Consider the following 20103-nt stretch of genomic DNA (forward strand, 5'->3'; position numbering starts at 1 on the left):
TCGCCTCTCAGTTCGCCGCGACGGCGGGGACGGGAGCGACGGCGGGTTCGGCGGTGGTGCCGTCCCAGTCGTCGTTGACGTTCTCGTGGTCGATCTTGCCGGTGCGGGACTGCAGGTACATCGCGCCGGAGGCGAGGACCAGCAGGGTGAAGACGACGAGGGCACCCGCGGTGCCGCCGACGGCGTCGCCGATCCAGAACATCACGGCGCCGACGATGCCGGCCGCGGGGAGGGTGATCAGCCAGGCGAGGATCATCCGGCCGGCGACGGCCCAGCGGACGGTGGCGCCGGGGCGGCCGAGGCCGGAGCCGATGACCGAGCCGGTGGCGACGTGCGTGGTGGAGAGCGCGAAGCCGAGGTGGCTGGAGGCGAGGATGACGGCGGCGGCGCCGGACTGCGCGGCGGTGCCCTGCGGCGGGTTGATGTCGGTGATGCCCTTGCCGAGGGTCCGGATGATGCGCCAGCCGCCGAGGTAGGTGCCGAGGGCGATGGCCACGGCCGCGGAGACCTTGACCCACAGCGGGATGTTCTCGAGGTCGCTCCAGTTGCCGCTGGCGATCAGGGCGAGCGTGATGACTCCCATGGTCTTCTGGGCGTCGTTGGTGCCGTGCGCCAGGGAGACGAGGGAGGCGCTGCCGATCTGGCCCCAGCGGAAGCCCTGTTCGGTGAAGCGGGCCGCGACGCCGGTCGTGATCTTGAAGATGATCCAGGTGCCGGCTGCGGCGACCACTCCGGCGATGACCGGGGAGATGACGGCGGGGAGGAGGACCTTGCCGATGACGCCGTCGAGCTTCGAACCGTCGCCGCTCCAGTTGACGCCCGCCATGCCGAGCCCGGCGAGGGTGGCGCCGACGAGGCCGCCGAAGAGGGCGTGGGAGGAGCTGGACGGCAGGCCGAGCAGCCAGGTCAGCAGGTTCCAGACGATGCCACCGACGAGGCCGGCCAGGATGATCAGCAACAGTCCGCTGCCGCCGTCGGCGAGGAGTTCCACCTTCGGGGCGCCGCTCTTGTCCTGGATCTTGACCACGGCATTGGTGACGGTCAGCGCGACTTCCACCGAGAGGAAGGCGCCCACCAGGTTCAGCACACCGGAGAGGGCGACGGCGGTCTTGGGCCGTAGCGCCTTGGTCGCGATGGAGGTCGCCATCGCGTTGGCGGTGTCATGGAACCCGTTGGTGAAATCGAAGGCCAGGGCCGTGATGACCACCAGCGCCAAGATCACGGATGTTTCTGTCACGCCGTGATCGTGACCGAGTTACGGGCGCGCTGCCATAGTCGGAACGCAACATGTACAAGGTTCCGCTCGCGTTAACCTGGCGTTTCCCCAATCTGCACGGAAAGCAACTGTCAAGCAACTGAGCGTGCCCACAGATGGACCAAAGGTGAACAATGCCTTAGGGATAATACTCGCAAAAATGACTTAACGGATTAGTTGCTCGGCGTCGGCCGCCGCTATCGCCTCGGCCAGGATCGCCAGCCCTTCACGCGCCTCGTCCTCGGTCAGGGTCAGCGGCGGACCCATCCGCAGTACGTTGCCGTACAGCCCGCCCTTGCCGACCAGCAGTCCCCCGGCCCGGCACAGGTCGAACACCCGCAGCGTGGCCGCCGGGTCGGGTTCGGTGGTGCCGGGACGGACGAATTCGACCCCGATCATCAGGCCCCGGCCCCGCACCTCGCCGACGATCGAGTGCGTCAGACTGCGGAGCCCGTCCAGCAGGATCGATCCCACCCGTCGCGCATTGCCCTGCAGGTCATGGTCGAGCACGTAGTCGAGGACCGCGTTACCGGCCGCCGCGCTGACCGGGTTGCCGCCGAAGGTGGAGAAGCTGATCGCCGGCACCGCGTTCATCACCTCCGCGCTGCCCACGACACCGCCGAGGGCGTACCCGTTGCCGATGCCCTTGGCGAAGGTGATCAGATCGGGGGTGACGCCGTGCGCCTGATGACCCCAGAAGTGCTCACCGGTCCGCCCCCAGCCGGTCTGCACCTCGTCGGCGATGAGCAGGATGCCGTGTTCCCCGAGCACCTTCCGGTAGGCCCCGAGCAGACCGTCCGGGCCGTGCACGAACCCGCCGACACCCTGGATCGGCTCGGCGATCAGCGCGGCCACGTCGCCGGCCGTGACGGTGGCGAGGACCTCCCGCAGGTCGTCGACCGCGGCGTCGATCAGGTCCGCGTCGCTGAGCCGGGCCATCCTGCCCCGCAGCCGGTCGGGGGAGGCCAGCCAGTTGACCGTGAAGGGGCTGAGCGAACTCGACGACCAGGTCCGGTGGCCGGTGATCGCCATGGTGGCGAACGTACGACCGTGGTAGCTGTTCTTGATCGCCAGGATCTGGTTGGAGCGCCGCACGTTGGTGGCCATGAGCAGGGCGGCCTCGTTGGCCTCGGTGCCGGAGTTGGTGAAGAACACCCGCGCGTCCGGGATGCCGGAGAGCCGGGCGATCTTCTCGGCAAGCTCCACCTGCTGCCGGATGAGGTAGAGCGTGGAGGTGTGCGCCACACCGGTGCCGATCTGCCGGCGGACCGCTTCGCTGATCTCGGCCACGTCGTACCCGATCATCGTGGTCAGCACGCCGCCGAAGAAGTCGAGGTAGGTGCGCCCGTTCGCGTCGGTGACGTGCCGTCCGCGGCCGGCGACGATCTCCAGCGCGTCGTCGCCGTAGTAGACCGGCATCCACGCCGGCATCACGGCCCGGTGGCGGTCGAGGAGCTCGCTCATCAGGTTCCCCTTCGGATTCTCAGCATTTACGGAAGCGGGTTCTCAGCGTGTACGGAAGCGGGTTCTCAGCGTGTTCGGGACAGCGGCGACGGCCAGTACGTCGGCCAGCTCGTCGTGGCCGCCGGCCACCAGGCCGGCGGTGATCCGCAGGTGGTCGGCGCCGAGCGGGGTGACGCAGAACGGCGTCCCGGGAGCCGCGGCGACGCCGTGGGCGGCAAGGGCGACGAGCGCGTTCTGCTGGTCGGGGACCTCCATCCACAGATTGATCCCGTCGGCCGCGGTCGCCGGGACCCCCCGTTCGTGCAGGGCTTTCACGAGGGCGGTACGGCGCGCGGCGTAGGCGTCCCGCGCGGCCGCGACGCGGGCCACGGCTTTCGGGTCGGTCAGCAGATCGAGCAGTACGCCCTGGAGCAGCCTGCTGGACCAGCCGGGGCCGAGCAGCCGGCGGTCGGCGAGCGTGTCGAGCACGTGAGCCGGCCCGCCGACAGCCGCGAGCCGCAGGTCGGGCCCGTGGCTCTTGGAGAAGCCTGCCACGTGCACGGTGCGTTCGGGCAGGTAGCGGCCAATGCTGACGGGCGGTGCGGTGGCGATGCCGCCGGCGTGGTCGTCCTCGACCACCAGCAGGTGCGGCGCCTCCAGGAGGACGTTCGCCAGTAGTGCCGCGCGGGCGCCGTCCATGCTGGTACCCGTGGGGTTGTGGGCACGCGGCTGGAGGAAGAGGGCGACCGCCCGGTAGTCCCGGATGGCTTGCCGGAGACCGTCGGGGACGATGCCGGCCGAGTCCATCGGCACGCCGACGACGGTGGCACCGAGGGCCTGGAGCAGGTCGAGCAGCGGTGGGAAGGCCGGGTTCTCGACGAGCACGTGGTCGCCGTAGCGCAGCACCGCCCCGGCGACGCGGTCGAGTGCGTCCATCGCGCCGTCCACCACGGTCAGCCTCTCCGGCGGGTACGGCCACCGCTCCCGCAGCAGCGCCTCGAGCTCCGGCAGCACCGGCGCCTCGAGATAGCTGCCCGCCCACCGCCCGTCGCCGGCGCGCCGCAACGACTCGGTGAGGTCGGGCAGCAGCAGCGGGTCCGGCACACCGGTGGACAGGTCCCGGGGCAGGTCCACCCCGGCACCGCTGAGCTGCGCGTACCGCAGCCGGGCCCGGGGCGGCAAGGGCCCTGCCACGAAGGTGCCGGAGCGCCCGCGGGTCTGGATGGCCCCGGCCAGGATCAGGTTGCGCCACGCCTCGCTGACCGTCGTCGGGCTCACGCCGAGCCCGCTCGCGACCACCCGGACGGTGGGCAGGCGCGCGCCGGCGGGCAGGCGGCCGGACGTGATCAACCGGCTCACCGCCGCCGCGATACCCCGGGCGCTTCTGTCCTGAACCGCCCCGGTGATCAGGGTCAGCAAATTATCGTCTCCGAAACATTCCGTAACGTACGGGCAATTGTTCGCCTCAATGTGTGTCGTTAAGGTCCTACGGCATCCGGCGCTTCCAGGCAAGGCCTGGCGCAGGAGCTACGACAAGGAGTAAACACACGATCACAGGCGCTTCATGGCGCACTGCGCGTGCGTAGAAGATCAAAAGAGAGGGGCCGCAATGACGACCGGAGTCGTCCGTGCCGCCCTCGTCCAGACCACCTGGACGGGCGACAAGGAATCGATGATCAAGGCCCACGAGGATTACGCTCGTGAGGCCGCCGCCCAAGGCGCGAAAGTGATCTGCTTCCAGGAACTTTTCTACGGCCCGTACTTCTGCCAGGTGCAGGACGCCGCCTACTACGAGTACGCCGAGTCGATCCCGGGCCCGACCACCGAGCGTTTCCAGGCGCTCGCCGCCGAACTCGGAATGGTCATGGTCCTGCCGATGTACGAACAGGAGCAGCCCGGAATTCTCTACAACACCGCGGCCGTGGTCGATGCCGACGGAAAATATCTCGGCAAGTACCGCAAGAACCACATTCCGCAGGTGAAGGGATTCTGGGAGAAGTTCTACTTCCGTCCCGGAAATCTGGGCTACCCGGTTTTCGACACCGCGGTCGGCAGGGTGGGCGTCTACATCTGTTACGACCGGCATTTCCCGGAGGGCTGGCGCGCTCTCGGCCTGAACGGCGCCCAGATCGTGTTCAACCCGTCGGCCACCAGCCGCGGCCTCTCCTCGTACCTGTGGCAGCTGGAGCAGCCGGCCAGCGCGGTCGCGAACGAGTACTTCATCGGCGCCATCAACCGGGTCGGCGTCGAGGACCTCGGTGACAACGACTTCTACGGGCAGACGTACTTCGTCGACCCGGAGGGCAAGTTCGTCGGCGACGTGGCGGACACCCACAACCCGGAACTGATCGTCCGCGACCTGGACCTGAGCCTGCTCGGCACGGTCCGCGACCGGTGGCAGTTCTACCGTGACCGCCGCCCGGACAGCTACGACGGGCTGGTGGCCCCGTGACGGTCAAGCTGATCAAGGGCGGGACCGTCGTCGGGCCCGCCGGGCCCATCCTCGCCGACGTGCTCATCGACGGCGAGATCATCGCCGCGATCTTCGCGCCGGGGCAGGCGCCCGACGGCCCGGAGGTCATCGACGCCACCGGCAAGTACGTGATCCCCGGTGCCGTGGACGCGCACACCCACATGGAACTGCCGTTCGGCGGCACCCACGCGAGCGACACCTTCGACACCGGCACCAGGGCCGCGGCGATCGGCGGCACCACCACGATCATCGACTTCGCGGTCCAGCGCTACGGCGAGGTGATCCAGGACGGCCTGGCCGCCTGGCACGGCAAGGCGGAGGGCAACTGTCACATCGACTACGCCTTCCACATGATCATCGGCGGGGTCGACGACGAGTCGCTCAAGGCGATGGACCACCTGGTCGGCAACGAGGGCATCAGCAGCTTCAAGCTGTTCATGGCGTACCCGGGCGTCTTCTACTCCGACGACGGCCAGATCCTGCGCGCCATGCAGAAGGCCCGCGACAACGGCTCCATGATCATGATGCACGCGGAGAACGGCCCGGCCATCGACGTGCTGGTCAAACAGGCCCTGGAACGCGGCGAGACGGACCCGATCCACCACGGCCTGACCCGCCCGCAGGAGTTGGAGGCCGAGGCCACCAGCCGGGCGATCTGGCTGGCGTCGGTGGCCGCGGACTGCCCGCTCTACATCGTGCACCTGTCCGCGTCGAAGGCGCTCGAACAGGTCCGTAACGCCCGCGACCTCGGCCGGAACGTGTTCGCCGAGACCTGCCCGCAGTACCTCTACCTCACGCTCGAGGACCAGCTCGGCGCGCCCGGTTTCGAGGGCGCCAAGTGGGTCTGCTCGACACCGCTGCGGAGCGGGCACGAGTCGCACCGCGCCGATCTGTGGCAGGGCCTGCGTACCAACGACCTGTCCGTGGTCTCGACCGACCACTGCCCGTTCTGCTTCAAGGACCAGAAGGAGCTGGGCCTCGGCGACTTCTCGAAGATCCCGAACGGGATCGGCAGCGTGGAACATCGGGTGGACCTGCTCTACCAGGGCGTCGTCGACGGGAAGCTGTCACTGGGCCGCTGGGTGGAGACGATCGCGACCACACCGGCGCGGATGTTCGGCCTGTACCCGAGGAAGGGCGTGATCGCCCCCGGCTCGGACGCCGACATCGTGCTGTACGACCCCGCCGGGCGCACCCGGATCAGCGTCGAGACCCACCACATGAACATGGATCACTCGGCCTGGGAGGGCTGGGAGATCGACGGGCGGGTGGACACGGTCCTGTCCCGCGGCGAGGTCATCGCGTCGGGCGGCGAGTACACCGGGCGGGCCGGCCGCGGCCGCTATCTCAAGCGCGGCCTCAGCGACTACCTGATCTAGAAAGGGGTGGGCCACTTGGACATCGGTGTGGTGCTGCAGAACGACCCGCCCGCGCTGGAGATCGTCGAGTGGGCGAAGAAGGCCGAGGCGGCCGGCTTCAGCCACTTCTGGACGTTCGACTCGCACGTGCTCTGGCAGGAACCGTTCGTCGTCTACTCGGCGATCCTCGCCGCGACCGAGCGGATCATCGTCGGGCCGATGGTGACCAACCCGGGCACCCGGGACTGGACCGTCACCGCCTCGGCCTTCGCCACCCTCAACGAGATGTACGGCAACCGGACCGTCTGCGGCATCGGCCGCGGCGACTCGGCGCTGCGCGTGCTCGGCCTGACCCCGCAGACCCTCGGTCAGCTGCGCGAGAGCGTGCTGGCGATCAAGGGACTCGGCAACGGCGAGAAGGTCACGGTCCGCGGCCGGGAACTGCAACTGGAGTGGGCGGCCGGCAGCCGCCTGGAGGTGTGGGTCGCCGCGTACGGCCCGAAGGCACTCGCCGTCACCGGGGAGGTGGGCGACGGGTACATCCTGCAGCTCGCCGACCCGGACATCGCCGAGTGGATGATCAAGGCGGTCCGGAGAGCGGCGGTCGCCGGCGGGAGGGACCCGGACGCCATCACGTTCTGTGTGGCGGCCCCGGCCTACGTCGGCGACGACCTGGCACACCAGCGGGAGCAGACACGCTGGTTCGGCGGGATGGTCGGCAACCACATCGCCGACATCGTCGGGCGTTACGGCGGTGACGGAGGTGCGGTGCCGCAGGCCCTCACCGACTACATCAAGGCCCGGCAGGGGTACGACTACGCCGAACACGGACGCGCCGGCAACAGCCACACCGCGTTCGTGCCGGACGAGATCGTGGACCGGTTCTGTGTCCTCGGTCCGGTGGAGAGCCACGTCAAGAAGCTGAAGGAGCTGCGGGAACTGGGCGTCGACCAGTTCTCCGTCTACCTTCAGCACGACGGCAAGGAGCCGACGCTCGCCGCGTACGGCGAGCACATCATCCCGGCGTTCTCGTGAGGCGCGTCCTCTCGGTGATCGCCGGGCTGATCGCGGCCGCGCTCCTGTGGGAGGGCTACAAGGCGGCCGGGGATCCCGAGGGGACGGTACTGTTCGGCGTGCGGGTGCTCCCGCGCGCCGACGACCTCTCCATGCCGCATCTGGGGACGATCCTGGGACGGCTGGCCGATCCGGAGATGACCGGCGGGCGGCCGGTGTGGATCGTGGTGCTCGACGCCTGCCTGTTCACCCTCGGGATCACCGCGGCGGGGTTCGCCGCCGGAACGGTGATCGGGCTGGTCCTGGCGGTCGCCATGCAGCGGTTCCGGATCGTCGAGCGCGGGCTCCTGCCGTACGTCATCCTCTCCCAGACCGTGCCCCTGGTGGCGCTGGCGCCGCTGATCGCCGGTTGGGGCGGCACCCTGATGCCGCCCTGGGCGACCGTCGCGGTGATCGCCGCGTACCTGGCCTTCTTCCCGGTCGCCGTGGGCATGCTGCGCGGGCTGCAGTCGCCGGGCGCGGCCGGAACCGAGCTGATGCGCAGCTACGCGGCCGGGTGGTGGCGAACGCTGGTGAAGCTGCGGTTCCCGTCGGCGTTGCCCTACCTGTTCCCGGCGCTGCGGCTGGCCGGAGCGGCGGCGGTGGTCGGCGCGGTGGTCGGCGAGATCTCCACCGGCACCCGCGGCGGAATCGGCCGCCTGATCATCGAGTACTCGCGGGAGGCCACCTCGGATCCCGCCAAGGTCTACACGGCGATGCTCGGCGCGGCCCTGCTGGGCCTGCTCGTCGCCGGTGCCGTCTCCCTTCTTGAACTGCCGCTGATGCGGCACCGGCGCCATGTGGAGGTGGTGACGCTGTGAGCGAGCTCGCAAGCCCGGCCCCGGACGTCGTGCCGGCCCCGGTGCGCGACGCCTCGGTGGTCGTCGCCAACGTGACGAAGGTCTTCAACCGGGGCCGCTCCGACGAGGTGCTGGCACTGTCCGACGTGAACCTGACCGTGGGCGGCGGTGAGTTCGTGTCGCTGATCGGGCCGTCCGGCTGCGGCAAGAGCACCCTGCTGCGGCTGATCGCCGATCTGATCGAGCCGACCGCCGGCACACTGACGGTCGCCGGGAAGCCGGCCGCGCGGGCACGCCGGGAGCAGGAGTACGGCATCGCTTTCCAGCAGGCCGGCCTCTTCGAGTGGCGGACCGTACGCCGCAACGTCGAGCTGCCCCTCGAACTGCGTGGCATGTCCAAGTCCGATCGGCGGGCCAGGGCCGAGCAGATGCTGGAACTGGTCGGGCTCGCCGATTTCGCCGGTCACTATCCCGGCCAGCTGTCCGGCGGCATGCAGCAGCGGGTGGCCATCGCCCGTGCCCTCGCCGTCCAGCCGCCGCTGCTGCTGATGGACGAGCCGTTCGGGGCGCTCGACGAGATGACCCGCGAGCGCCTGCAGTCGGAGCTGCTCGGTATCTGCGCCACGACCGGCACCAGCACGGTCTTCGTCACCCATTCGATCTCGGAGGCGGTGTTCCTCTCCGACCGGGTGGTCGTCATGTCGGCCCGGCCCGGCCGGATCACCGCGTCGATCGACGTCGAACTCCCCTCCCGGGACGAGGCAGGACGTCAGGCACCGGTCTACTTCGAGAAGATCACCGAGGTACGACAGGCGCTGCGCTCATGAGACGGGTGTTGCCGCCTCTGGTCTTCGGGGTTCTGGCCCTGGTGCTGTGGGAGGTCTTCGTGACGGCCGGCCGGGTGGCCCCGTTCATCCTCCCGGCTCCCTCGGCGATCGGGGCGCAGATCGCCGAGCAGAGGCAGAACATCTGGGACGCGGGACTGGCCAGCGGGGCCAACGCGCTCGCCGGCCTGATCGGCGGCACGCTCCTGGCCGTCCTGGCCGCGCTTGCCGCCAGCCGCTCGAGGTTCCTCGGCGAGGTGTCCATCCCGTTCGCCGCGGTGGCCAACGCGCTGCCGATCATCGCGCTCGCCCCGATCCTCAACAACATGTTCGAGTCGACGAGCAGCGTCCCCCGGCGGCTGGTGACCGGCATCGTGGTCTTCTTCCCGGTCTTCCTCAACCTGCTGCGCGGGCTGCGCGAGGTGAACCCGGTCCATCAGGAGCTGATGCGCTCGTACGCGGCCTCGGGCTGGACCTTCGCGGTCAAGGTGCGGCTGCCCGGCGCGCTCCCCCACCTCTTCACCGGCCTGCGGCAGGCGTCGTCGCTCGCCGTGATCGCCGCGGTCGTCGCCGAGTACTTCGGCGGTCTGCAGGACGGGCTCGGCGCGCGGATCACCTCCGCCGCGGCGTTCACCGCGTACCCCCGTGCCTGGGCCTTCGTGGCCGGCGCCTGCCTTCTCGGTCTCACCTTCTACCTGGTCACGTTGCTGCTGGAACGGCTCGCCATGCCGTGGCGGCAGCGGCTCCTCTCCTGAAGATTCCGCCAGTTCCCCGGAGGTTCTCGTGCCACGAAACCGGATATTTGCCGCTGCCATCACCGCTTCCGCTCTGCTCCTGGCCGGCTGCGGCACCGCCGACACCCCCGCCACTCCGGCTCCCGGCGCGAGCGGCGCACTCACCCCGGTCAAGCTGCAGCTGCAGTGGTTCTACCAGGCCCAGTTCGCGGGCTACATCGCTGCCGTCGACCAGGGGTTCTACGCCGAGCAGGGTCTCGACGTCGAGCTGCTCGAGGGCGGGGTCGACATCGTCCCGCAGACGGTTCTCGCCACCGGTAAGGCCGACTACGCCGTCGCCTGGGTGCCCAAGGCGCTGGCTTCCCGGGAACAGGGTGCCGGCATCACCGACGTCGGGCAGATCTTCGCCCGCTCCGGCACGTACCAGGTCGCCTGGAAGGACAGCGGCATCACCGGGGCCGCGGACCTCAAGGGCAAGAAGGTCGGCAACTGGGGCTTCGGCAACGAGTTCGAGCTGTTCGCCGGCATGACCAAGGCCGGCCTCGACCCCGGCAAGGACGTCACCCTGGTGCAGCAGCAGTTCGACATGCAGGCGCTGCTCAAGAAGGAGATCGACGCCGCCCAGGCGATGAGCTACAACGAGTACGCCCAGCTCCTGGAGGCGAAGAACCCGGCTACCGGCCAGCTGTACACCGCCGGCGACTTCGCGATCATCGACTGGAAGTCCGAGGGGTCGTCGATGCTCCAGGACGCGGTGTGGGCGAACACCGGGAAGCTGAACGACCCGAACTACCAGGCGCAGACCGTCAAGTTCCTGACCGCCACGATCAAGGGCTGGGCGTACTGCCGCGACAACGCGGAGAAGTGCCGTGACCTGGTCGTCGCGAAGGGCTCCAAGCTCGGCAAGAGCCACCAGCTGTGGCAGATGAACGAGGTCAACAGGTTGATCTGGCCGGCCGCCGGCGCCGGGGTCGGCGTGATCGACGAGGCCTCCTGGAAGCAGACCGTGGACATCTCGCTGTCGACGAGGAACCAGACCGGCGACACGGTCCTCAAGAAGGCACCGGAGGGCCTGGCCTACACCAACGACTACATCAACCAGGCGATCGAGCAGGCCAAGGCGGCGGGGGTCGACGTGACGGGTACGGCGTTCCAACCCGCCGCGGTGACCCTCACCGAGGGCGGCGCCTGACGAGCGGGTGTGCCGGGCGCGTGCCGCGCCCGGCACCGGGTCTCAGACGGGGATGAGACGAGCCGCGATGGCGACCGCTGTCAGGTCGCCCTTGCGGAGCTTCTCGGCCGCGTCCGTCTCGCCGAGGGCCTCGAGACGGACCGCCGAGGCGTCGATCAGCGCCTCCTCGCCGGAGAGCAGCCGGCGCGCGATCCGGGACTGGGCGGGACTGAGCTCGGCGTACGCGCACTTGTCCAGCGCGGTGATCGCCTCGTCGTCGAGACGGCCCTCCATGGCCCGCTCCGTGACGATCTTGATGAGCCAGCTCGGCCACCAGCTGTACTTGCCCACCACGATCCCGGAGTGCATGGCCGCACCGGGTTCGTGGCCGGCCGCCAGCATCTTGACCGCGAGCTCGGCGTCGAACCGCTCCATCCGCATCGCGCCCACGAAGATCCGCAGAATCTGCTGCGTCTTCAGGAACTCCTCGGCCGCGTTGGCCGCTTCGCCGTACCGGCCCTCCAGCAGATGGCACAGCGCATGCGCCTCGGTGAGCGAGAATCCCTCCCCGGAGCGCTCGGCCAGGCGGGCCACCGTCGCGACCAGCCGCTCGACGCTCTTGCGCGCACGGTCGGCCAGCTCTTCGGCCTGCGGCTTGTTCAGATGCCGCACCTGGATGTCGGTGGCGATCTCCGCCTCCCGGCGCAACAGCGGCGAACCTATCTTCGCGGTGAGGAGATCACCCAACCCCTCGGTCAGGTAGGCGGTGTCGAACCGCTCGGAGGCCTCTTGGAACTGCGTCCACCAGGACGCCGGGTGTCTCCGCAGATGTTGGGTCACACGACCTAGCGTGACCTATTGATTACCCTCCGGCAAATGATTCGGCCGAGAGGAATGCGTGACAAGGTTCATCGGGTTGAGCAGGCCACCCTTGACAATGGTCCGGCTCAGCGGTCTGGTGAGCTCGGCCAGCCGCCGGCAGCCCTCCTCACCGATCGCCCGGTAGGCCACCTCGGCCACCTGATCCGTACGGTCCTCGACGTGTGCCCGCAGCGCCACGCCGGCCTCGGTGAGCCGGCCCTCGTCGTCGAGCAGGCCGCTGCGCCGCAGGTCGCCCTCCGCCTCCGCCCACTGCTCGCCGGTCCAGCCCCGGGTGCCGCGCAGGAACCGCGGGTCGATCTCACCGCTGGCCGCGTGCATGACGATCGCGTCCAGGCCACTGATCCCGTTCGCCAGCAGGGCCGCCACGTGCCCGTCCCCGCGGAACTCGCGGAGCAGCATCTGCGCGTGGAAGAGCACCAGGTGCGGGCGGTCCGGCCAGGGCAGCGCGGCGTGCGCGGCGAACAGCGGCCGGCCGTGCGGCAGGGTGACCGCCTTCTCGGCCGCCCGCCGGGCCAGAACCGCCGCCTCAGCGATCTCCGGACCGTCCACCACCTCCGCACCCAGGCCTCGGGTCAGGGCGGCGTCAGCGGCCTCCAGGCGGGCCTGCACGAGCTGCTCCGGGGTCGCCTTCGTCCAGACCGACGGGATCGCTCGGGAAACCAGGGCCGGATTGAAGTTGTAGAAGACCGCGGTCACGAGCTCCGGCCCCACCGGGCCGAGCGCGGCACCCCGGGACGCGAAATAGCCGTCCATCCCTTCGATGCCGAACTTCGCGTAGCGCGCCGGCGCCTCCGGCACGAAGTAGACCATCGCGTGCAGCGGCTCGGTGACCCGCCAGGCGAGTCGGTACGGGCTCTCGGTCACTGTTCCCACGGCAGCTCCTCGGCGTGGACGGCGTCTCCGGACGCGACGGCACCGGAGTGACGCGGCGCGGGTGGCGCCGCCGACACCGTATGCCAGCGACCGGCCCGGCGGGCGGCCTCACGGACCACGAGATGTACCGGAAGCGGTGGCGGCGGGAACGGGCCGACGCCCCAGCGCACCCACAGGGCGACCCGGCCGGCAGCCGCCTCGGCCAGCAGCTTGTCGACCGTACGCTGCCGGTCCGTACGGTCGATCTCGATCGCCAGCGGAGGCGCACCCGGCCGGGCACACGCCACGTCGATGACCGAGTTGCCGCGCAACGGTGGCGGCAACGGGAAGACACTCGGCGCCCGCCGGTAGACGCGCCACCCTTGCCACTGCGCCCACCGCTGCACCGAATCGGCGATCCGCGCGGCGGCGTCGGCCTCCGGCAGCTCGGCGAAGGTCAGCTGATCCAGCCACTCGGTGAGCGACCGGGCGGTTGTCGTCCCGTCGTCGGCAACGCTCATCGCCGTACGATATCGGGCTCTCAGGCGGCCGCCGCGAGCCGCCTTGCCGCGAAGATCTCGGTGAGCTGCTCGGGTGGCATCGGCCGCCCGAGGTGGTAGCCCTGACCGATGGCGTAGCCCAGCCGCAGCAGGCGGTCGGCCTGCTCCTGGTTCTCGATGCCCTCGGCGACCGTTTCCAGGCCGAGCGCGTCGGCCAGCTGCACCACGGCGCGGGCGACCGCCTGCCGGGCGTGCGCCGCCGGGGTGTCCGGCTCGTCCAGCTCGATGCCGTCGACGAACGACTTGTCGAGTTTGACGATCGCGGCCGGGAACGCGCGCAACAGGCTCAGGGACGACTCCCCGGTGCCGAAGTCGTCAAGTGCCAGCCGTACGCCCATGTCGTGCAGTTCGTGCAGCACCCGGGACACGTGCTGGCCGCGCAGCACCGCCGACTCGGTCAGCTCCAGGACCAGCCGGTCCGGCGGCAGGCCGTGGTCGGCGAGGGCGGCCGCCACGTCGGCGACGAAGTCCGGATCGTGCAGCTGCCGTACCGAGACGTTCGGCGCCGCCTTCTCCAGCACGTCCGGGCCGAACTCGGCGAGCCAGGCCGCCGCCTGCCGGCAGGTCTCGCGCAGCACGAACCGGCCCAGCGGCACGATCAGCCCGGTCCGTTCGGCGGCCGGGATGAAGTCGGCCGGCGACACCAGGCCCTTCTCCGGATGCTCCCAGCGGACCAGTGCCTCGACGCCGACGATCCGGCCGTCGGCGAGCGCCACGATCGGCTGGTAGACGATCCGGAACTCGCCGGCGTCCAGGGCCCGGCGAAGGTCGCCGCCGAGCCGGGCGTGTGCCGAGGCCGGGCGTTCCATACCGCCCGCATAGCGGACCCAGTTGCCGCGGCCGCGCTGCTTGGCGGCGTACAGGGCGGCGTCGGCCCGGCGCAGCACATCGCTGGCCGGGGTGCCGCGCGGCGCGGTGGCCAGCCCGGCGCTGAACCTGACCAGCAACCGCTGATCACTGATCGGTACGGCCGTCGCGGTGGCGATCGCCGCGGCCACGCACTCGCCGGTGGTGTCCCCCGGTACGAGCACCGCGAACTCGTCCCCGGCCAGCCGTGCCACCTCGGCCTCCGGGCCGGCCGCCGCCCGCAGCAGATCCGCGAACGCGACCAGCAGGCCGTCGCCGGCGTCGTGGCCGAGCGAGTCGTTGACCGTCTTGAACTCGTCCAGGTCGGCCAGCAGCACGGTCGCCGGGCCGGTCGCGAGCACGGCGTCCAGGCTCTGCCGGAACAGGGCACGGTTCGCCAGGCCGGTGAGCGGGTCGTGGGTTGCCTCGTGCCGCAGCCGGGCCTCCGACTCCTGCTTCTCCCGCAGCAGGCGGGTGTTCTCCCGGTACACGACGTACTGGCGCAGCGCGACCAGGCCGGTCACCAGCACGGCCGCGGACACCACGAGCCGGCCCTCCCAGACGCCCGGCGCCCAGTGCCAGGGCCGGACCAGCACGTCCACCACCGGCACGTCGACCGCCAGCACCGCGAGGTACGGCAGCCACACGTTGCCCTTGCCCACGGGGACCGGGTTCGTGGCCGCGGACAGCTGACGGCGGCAGCCGAGCGCGATCAGCAGGCCGCTCACCGGCATCAGCACGGCCTGGCCCGGCAGGATGCCGTCGTAGCTCTCGAGGACCGCGAGCAGCGCCACCCCCGCGGAGGCCAGGCCGGTCGAGGCGACCAGCCGCATCGCACGGCGGTCGACCGGACCGCCCGCGATGTACGCCACCTTCGTGATCGATCCGGCGGCGAACGCGCACGCCAGCAGCAGGATGGCCAGGGCCGCGGTGCTCCATGGCTCGGGCGCCCAGATCATCGGAGCGATGCCGAAATGCCACAGCACGACGGCGCAGCCCAGGAACGCGATGGTGCGGTCCAGCCACTGCTTGCCGCGCTCGTACCAGCTGGTCACGCCGAGCGGCACCTGCGCCACGCCCCACATCGCCACCAGCACGCCGGCGCCGATCAGCACCGCGCCGGCCGGGGGCATACCGGGCAGCTCCGGTGCGGTCCGGAAGGCGTCCACCGCCAGCAGGCCGAACCCGGCCGCGAACAGGTAGCAGCAGGTCTCCAGCAGCAGCCAGAACCGGCGCCCGGCCGGGGCCATCGGCACGGCCCGGCGCAGCGAGCGCACCGCGACACCGCCGGTCGCCATCGACACCGGCATGAACAGGTAGCCGATCGCCACGGTGCCCGGGGACACGGTCACCCACAGCCCGTACCAGAGGGTGCCGAGCAGGCAGATCAGGGCGGCCGTGATGACGTGACGCCTCATGACAGGTACGCCCGGGCGCGCTGCTTCTCCTCGTACATGCGCAGGTCGGCGGTGTTGAGCAACTGGTCGGCACCGGCCGCCGGACCGGTGGCCAGGCCGATGCTGGCGCCCACCGACAGCTCCCGGCCGTCGATCCGGGCCGGTTCGGCCAGCGCGGTACGCAACCGTCCGGCGATCCGCTCGGCCGCCGCCGGGTCGCCGGCCATCACGGCGAACTCGTCACCGCCGAGCCGGGCCGGCACGTCCGCGGGCCCGGCACAGTCGCGCAGCAGGCCCGCCACGTGTCGCAGGACCGCGTCACCGGCCGCGTGGCCGTACGTGTCGTTGATCTGTTTGAAGCCGTTGAGGTCGATCAGCAGGACGGAGACGTCGCCCGAGCGCCCCGCCATCGCGGCGGTGAACCCGCGGCGGTTCGCCAGCCCGGTCAGCTCGTCGTGCCCGGCCTGGTAACGCAGCAGCTCGTGCAGCTCCCGGGCCTCGGTGACGTCCCGGGAGTTGGAGACCACGCCGTCGATGCCCGGCACATCGGCCAGGTTCACCGCCACCACCTCCAGCCAGCGCCACGACCCGTCCGCGTGCCGGTACCGGCCGTGCAGGGTCAGTTCGGTCCCCGGCGTCGAGTACAGCCGGTCCAGGTCACCGGCGAGCCGCTCCCGATCCTCACGGTGCAGGATGTCCAGCGCGCAGCGGCCGAGGACGTCGGCCACCGGGAAACCGAGCACCCGCTCGACCGCCGGGCTGAGGTAGGTGAACGTGCCGTCCGGCCGGGCGATCGAGATGATCTCCGACGAGTGTTCCAGCAGCGAGGTGAGCCGCTGCTCCCGGCGTCCGATCACGCCGACCAGGGCGTCGTTCTCCGCCAGTGCCAGCACCTGCCGGCCGATCACCAGGCCGACGTTGATCAGCAGGCCCGCCAGTGCGCCCCACGCGGACATCCCGAGCCCGCGGGTGATCAGGACGAACACCAGCGCGACCGCGCAGACCAGCGTGGCGGCGTACGGCAGCACACTGAATCGCCGGCGGCGGGTGAACCACTCGCGGCCGTCGAGGTCGTCCACGCCGTGCAGGAACTGCAAGCGCGGGCCGGCCAGGACCAGGAAGCACGGCAGGAGCACCGCGGCCATCTGCATCCCGGTGTTCGACACGCTGCCGCTGGGCAGGAGCACACTGACCGCCGCCAGGCCGACGGGCGCGAGCACCATCGGGCCGGCGGCCACGCGGCTCATCGGGGACACACCGGTCAGACCCGAACGGATCGCCACGAAGATCGCACACAGCACCACACCACAGCCGAACAGGGCCAGGAAGTAGGCCGCCGGCCCGCTTCCGGCCATCTCCGGGCGGGTCATGAGGCACCACGCCACCACCGTGGAGGCGGACATCAGAATCGCGGTGTCCAACAGCAGGCGGATGCGTTCACGGCGTGGCCGGCTCACCCCTCGTTGCGGCAGCAGCAGACCGATGATCATCACCACCACGCCGAGCATCATCGCCGCCGACTGCACCGGATGGAAGAAGATCCGCTGCATGCCCGGATCACTGAGGATCTTGCCCAGCTGCACCAGGTCGCCGGTGAGGAACAGCAGCCCGCCCACGCCGACCGCCCGCCAGAACCGGCGTGCGTGCGGGGGCAGCCCCGGGACGCCTGCCACCTGGCGCGACAGCCAGAACAACGCGAGGTCCAGGATCGGGCTGATGGACCAGCAGGCGATCAGCTGACCGCGGGGCGTACCCACGTCGAGCATGAAGGCGCCGACCACGATCACACCGGACACGGCCAGCGCGATCAGCACCGGATCGCGCCACAACCCGGCACGTACCGCTGGCGGCATGCCACTCTCCGTCCTGCTCCGGGCCTCCCCGGCAGCTATCGGCCGGTCCGCGCCCGGTCTTAGGCAAAAAAGCCGGCGACCGGCACGCCCCGGCTTGTCATGGCGGGTGGGGCGTACCGGTCGCCGGTGGTCCTCAGTCCTCCGGGGCCTCTTCCGTGGGCTCGTCGCTGGGCTCGCCGGTGGGAGCGGTGGTCGGCTCGGACGTCGGGGCGACCGTGGGCTCCGACGTCGGGGCGACGGTCGGCTCGGACGTCGGGGCGACCGTCGGTTCCGACGTCGGGGCCACCGTGGGAACGACGGTCGGGGCCACCGTCGGGGCGGTGGTCGGGGCCACCGTCGGGGCGGTGGTCGGGGACGACGGCGCCGGCGACGGCTTGCCCGGCTTACCGGACGCCTGGATCTTGGCGGCCGTGTACGCGGCGTCCACGCGGGTACCGGTCACCGACACCTTCTGACCGGCCGCCAGGACGTCCAGCTTCACCTTCTTGCCGTTCAGCACGATCCGGGCGTCCGCGGCGACCTTCATCGTCACGCTCTTGCCGCGGACGTCCTTGGTGCCGCTGCGAGCCGCGACGGTGACCGTGCCGGCTGCCGCGTCGACCGCGGTGACCGAGCCGCTGGCCTGGAAGTTGACCTTCTGCACCGGAGCCTTCGTCGGCTTCGGCGGCGTGGGCTTCGGCGGCGTGGGTTTCGGCTTCTCCGGCTTCTTGGCGGCGGACGCCGCGGCGGACGGCGACGAGCCCTGGGCATAGGCGGCCACGCCGGAGACGGCAACGGGAATCGTGACGGCCGCGGCAATGGCGAGGGCGGCGGCACTACGGCGCATACGCATCGGGAGAACTCCTCAACTCGGGGGTGAACTCATCGTTAGCCGCCACGGGTTCAGCCCGGTTGCCCGCACGGTTGCGGATCGGTTGCGCCGGGATTTGTCACGGACGGTGAGATGCGTCGCGCGACCGAGATCCGGGAGTTGACATGCCGTGCCGTACTGGGCGAATGTCCTGGGATGCACGATGTCTGGCCGGACGCGGGTGTGCTGCTCGCCTCGCGGTACCGCCTGATCACTCTCCTCGAGACGGGCGGTATGGCGCAGGTCTGGAGGGCCACCGACGAGCTGCTCGACCGCCCTGTCGCGGTCAAGCTGCCGGCCGGTGACACCCGGGCCGCACACCTGGCCTGGCGGGAGGCGCGGCTGGCGGCGCGACTCTCGCACCCCGGCATCGCCGCCGTGCACGACTACCGGGAGGCGGTCCGGCCGGACGGCTCGGTCGCACCGTTCGTGGTGATGGAACTCCTCAGCGGCGAAACCGTCGCGGCCCGGCTGTGCGACGCCGGCGGCCCGATGCCGTGGGGCGAGGCGGTGTCGATCGCGGCCGCCGTCGCCGAGGCGCTGGCCGCCGCCCACGCCGCCGGCGTCGTGCACCGCGACATCAAACCCGGCAACGTGATGCTCTCCCCCGGCGGCGTCAAGCTGCTCGACTTCGGGATCAGCGCGGCCGCCGGTGAACCCGACGACGACGACACCGGCGTCAGCTTCGGCACGCCCGCCTACGCCGCCCCGGAACGTCTCGACGGCAAGCCGGCCGAACCGGCGACCGACCTCTACGGCCTGGGTGTGCTGCTGTTCGAGATGGTCAACGGCGAGCCGCCGTACGACGTCAACACCTGGGAGGAACTCGCCGCCGCCCAGGCGCACGGCCCCACCCCGCTGTCCGAGGCGCTGCCGGCCCGGCTGCGCGAGCTGATCACCCGCTGTCTCGACGACAACCCGGCCCGCCGGCCCACCGCGGCACAGGCTCGCCGGATCCTCACCCGGCTCGTCCCGTCGGCGCCGGCCCGGCTGACGATCCCGCTGCCCAAGCCACCACCCACCGGGCACGCCAAGGTGCTGCCGGTCGCACCCCGTACCGGCAACCCGGTGATCCGGCGGGCCGCCGTCGGCGTGGCGCTGGCCGTCACCGCGGTCGCCTTCGTCGCCGTTGTCAACGCGGTCGGCGACAACGGCGACGGTCCCGGTTCCGCCGGGCCGGCCACCACCACGTCACCGGCCGTGCCGGACCGGACGGCACCGACCGAGGCGACCGGGACCACGCCGCCCCCGGTCCCGCCCGACCCGGCCGTCACCACGGTCGTCCCGACCACCGCGGCTGTTCTCACCGTGGAGGCCGCGCTCACCCGCGTCCAGGCCACCGTCGAGGCGGGCGAGGAGTCCGGCGAGATCCGGCCCGACGTGGCCCTCGACCTCAAGAACCTGCTCGGCCTCATCGATCCGGACGCCGACGCCGCGCTCAACGACCAGGTCGACGAGTTGCTGCGCAAGGTCCGCCAGCGCCAGAACGAGGGTGGCCTCACCGACACCCGCGCCGGCCTGCTGCGGGAACGGCTCAACGACCTCCGGTCCGCCTCGACCCCCTGACCCCTTTCTTCGGTACGCGCTACGCGCCCTCAACCGCACCCCTCGCGCACCCGCCCACACCGCGACGGGCTGCCCGCGAGACAGCGGTCCTGCACAGCCAGAACCAACCGGCTGGCGCGCACCGCTGTCTCAGCGCTCGTGAGACAGCGGTCCCGCACAGCTGGGGGTGACGGTGAGGGGACGGCT

At 70.9% G+C, this 20103-nt stretch carries 17 protein-coding genes; 8 read left to right on the forward strand and 9 right to left on the reverse strand.

Features of this window, described 5'->3' with window-relative positions:
* Positions 1 to 7: 7 nt before the first annotated feature.
* The 3 genes from AB0G04_RS07250 to AB0G04_RS07260 all read right to left on the reverse strand — a co-directional run bounded on the left by AB0G04_RS07250 (position 8) and on the right by AB0G04_RS07260 (position 4117).
* The gene (locus tag AB0G04_RS07250) at positions 8 to 1237 is read right to left on the reverse strand and encodes an inorganic phosphate transporter (protein WP_360977935.1); all 1230 of its coding nucleotides are present in this window, start codon (positions 1235 to 1237) and stop codon (positions 8 to 10) included.
* Positions 1238 to 1420: 183 nt separating this feature from the next.
* On the reverse strand, positions 1421 to 2719 hold the full coding sequence (locus tag AB0G04_RS07255; protein WP_360977938.1) for an aspartate aminotransferase family protein: 1299 nt from the start codon (positions 2717 to 2719) through the stop codon (positions 1421 to 1423).
* A gap of 42 nt (positions 2720 to 2761) precedes the next feature.
* A complete protein-coding gene (locus AB0G04_RS07260) occupies positions 2762 to 4117 on the reverse strand; it encodes an aminotransferase class I/II-fold pyridoxal phosphate-dependent enzyme (RefSeq protein ID WP_360977941.1) in 1356 nt (451 codons plus the stop codon).
* A gap of 190 nt (positions 4118 to 4307) precedes the next feature.
* On the opposite strand from AB0G04_RS07260, the gene AB0G04_RS07265 reads away from it, so the two are divergent.
* From AB0G04_RS07265 to AB0G04_RS07295, 7 genes are read left to right on the forward strand one after another with little or no spacing between them, the layout of a single operon-like run.
* Positions 4308 to 5150, forward strand: a complete 843-nt coding sequence (locus AB0G04_RS07265) for a nitrilase-related carbon-nitrogen hydrolase (protein ID WP_360977944.1) — start codon at positions 4308 to 4310, stop codon at positions 5148 to 5150.
* A complete protein-coding gene (gene hydA, locus AB0G04_RS07270) occupies positions 5147 to 6550 on the forward strand; it encodes a dihydropyrimidinase (protein ID WP_360977947.1) in 1404 nt (467 codons plus the stop codon). The genes AB0G04_RS07265 and hydA overlap by 4 nt, the downstream gene beginning before the upstream one ends.
* Positions 6551 to 6565: 15 nt before the next feature.
* Complete coding sequence (locus AB0G04_RS07275) at positions 6566 to 7564, forward strand: TIGR03842 family LLM class F420-dependent oxidoreductase (protein ID WP_360977950.1); 999 nt, start codon at positions 6566 to 6568, stop codon at positions 7562 to 7564.
* Positions 7561 to 8403 (forward strand): ABC transporter permease subunit, encoded by an 843-nt coding sequence (locus AB0G04_RS07280; protein ID WP_360977954.1) that lies wholly within the window; start codon positions 7561 to 7563, stop codon positions 8401 to 8403. The genes AB0G04_RS07275 and AB0G04_RS07280 overlap by 4 nt, the downstream gene beginning before the upstream one ends.
* Positions 8400 to 9209, forward strand: coding sequence for an ABC transporter ATP-binding protein (locus tag AB0G04_RS07285; protein WP_360977957.1), 810 nt, complete (start codon positions 8400 to 8402; stop codon positions 9207 to 9209). Before AB0G04_RS07280 ends, AB0G04_RS07285 begins: the two co-directional genes overlap by 4 nt.
* Positions 9206 to 9961: an ABC transporter permease subunit gene (locus AB0G04_RS07290; RefSeq protein ID WP_360977960.1), complete on the forward strand. Its 756-nt coding sequence runs from the start codon at positions 9206 to 9208 to the stop codon at positions 9959 to 9961. Before AB0G04_RS07285 ends, AB0G04_RS07290 begins: the two co-directional genes overlap by 4 nt.
* Positions 9962 to 9989: 28 nt before the next feature.
* The gene (locus tag AB0G04_RS07295) at positions 9990 to 11132 is read left to right on the forward strand and encodes an ABC transporter substrate-binding protein (protein WP_360977963.1); all 1143 of its coding nucleotides are present in this window, start codon (positions 9990 to 9992) and stop codon (positions 11130 to 11132) included.
* Positions 11133 to 11174: 42 nt separating this feature from the next.
* On the opposite strand, the gene AB0G04_RS07300 is transcribed toward AB0G04_RS07295, so the two are convergent.
* The 6 genes from AB0G04_RS07300 to AB0G04_RS07325 form a co-directional block, all read right to left on the reverse strand.
* Positions 11175 to 11951 (reverse strand): hypothetical protein, encoded by a 777-nt coding sequence (locus AB0G04_RS07300; protein WP_360977966.1) that lies wholly within the window; start codon positions 11949 to 11951, stop codon positions 11175 to 11177.
* A gap of 15 nt (positions 11952 to 11966) precedes the next feature.
* Positions 11967 to 12866, reverse strand: a complete 900-nt coding sequence (locus AB0G04_RS07305; protein ID WP_360977969.1) for a hypothetical protein — start codon at positions 12864 to 12866, stop codon at positions 11967 to 11969.
* Entirely contained in the window at positions 12854 to 13366 is a 513-nt protein-coding gene (locus AB0G04_RS07310; protein ID WP_360977972.1) for a hypothetical protein, read from the reverse strand. The genes AB0G04_RS07305 and AB0G04_RS07310 overlap by 13 nt, the downstream gene beginning before the upstream one ends.
* A 20-nt stretch (positions 13367 to 13386) precedes the next feature.
* Positions 13387 to 15669 carry a bifunctional diguanylate cyclase/phosphodiesterase gene (locus AB0G04_RS07315; protein WP_360977975.1) on the reverse strand — a complete coding sequence of 761 codons (2283 nt, stop codon included), beginning with the start codon at positions 15667 to 15669 and terminating at the stop codon, positions 13387 to 13389.
* Positions 15666 to 17501, reverse strand: a complete 1836-nt coding sequence (locus AB0G04_RS07320; protein WP_360977978.1) for a sensor domain-containing diguanylate cyclase — start codon at positions 17499 to 17501, stop codon at positions 15666 to 15668. The genes AB0G04_RS07315 and AB0G04_RS07320 overlap by 4 nt, the downstream gene beginning before the upstream one ends.
* 133 nt (positions 17502 to 17634) lie before the next feature.
* Entirely contained in the window at positions 17635 to 18333 is a 699-nt protein-coding gene (locus AB0G04_RS07325) for a PT domain-containing protein (RefSeq protein WP_360977981.1), read from the reverse strand.
* 174 nt (positions 18334 to 18507) lie between these two features.
* Here AB0G04_RS07325 and AB0G04_RS07330 point away from each other — a divergent pair, with 174 nt between their 5' ends.
* The gene (locus AB0G04_RS07330) at positions 18508 to 19917 is read left to right on the forward strand and encodes a serine/threonine-protein kinase (RefSeq protein ID WP_360977984.1); all 1410 of its coding nucleotides are present in this window, start codon (positions 18508 to 18510) and stop codon (positions 19915 to 19917) included.
* Positions 19918 to 20103: the final 186 nt, after the last annotated feature.

Origin of the sequence: Actinoplanes sp. NPDC023801 (assembly GCF_040639655.1) — a bacterium.
Taxonomy (GTDB): domain Bacteria; phylum Actinomycetota; class Actinomycetes; order Mycobacteriales; family Micromonosporaceae; genus Actinoplanes.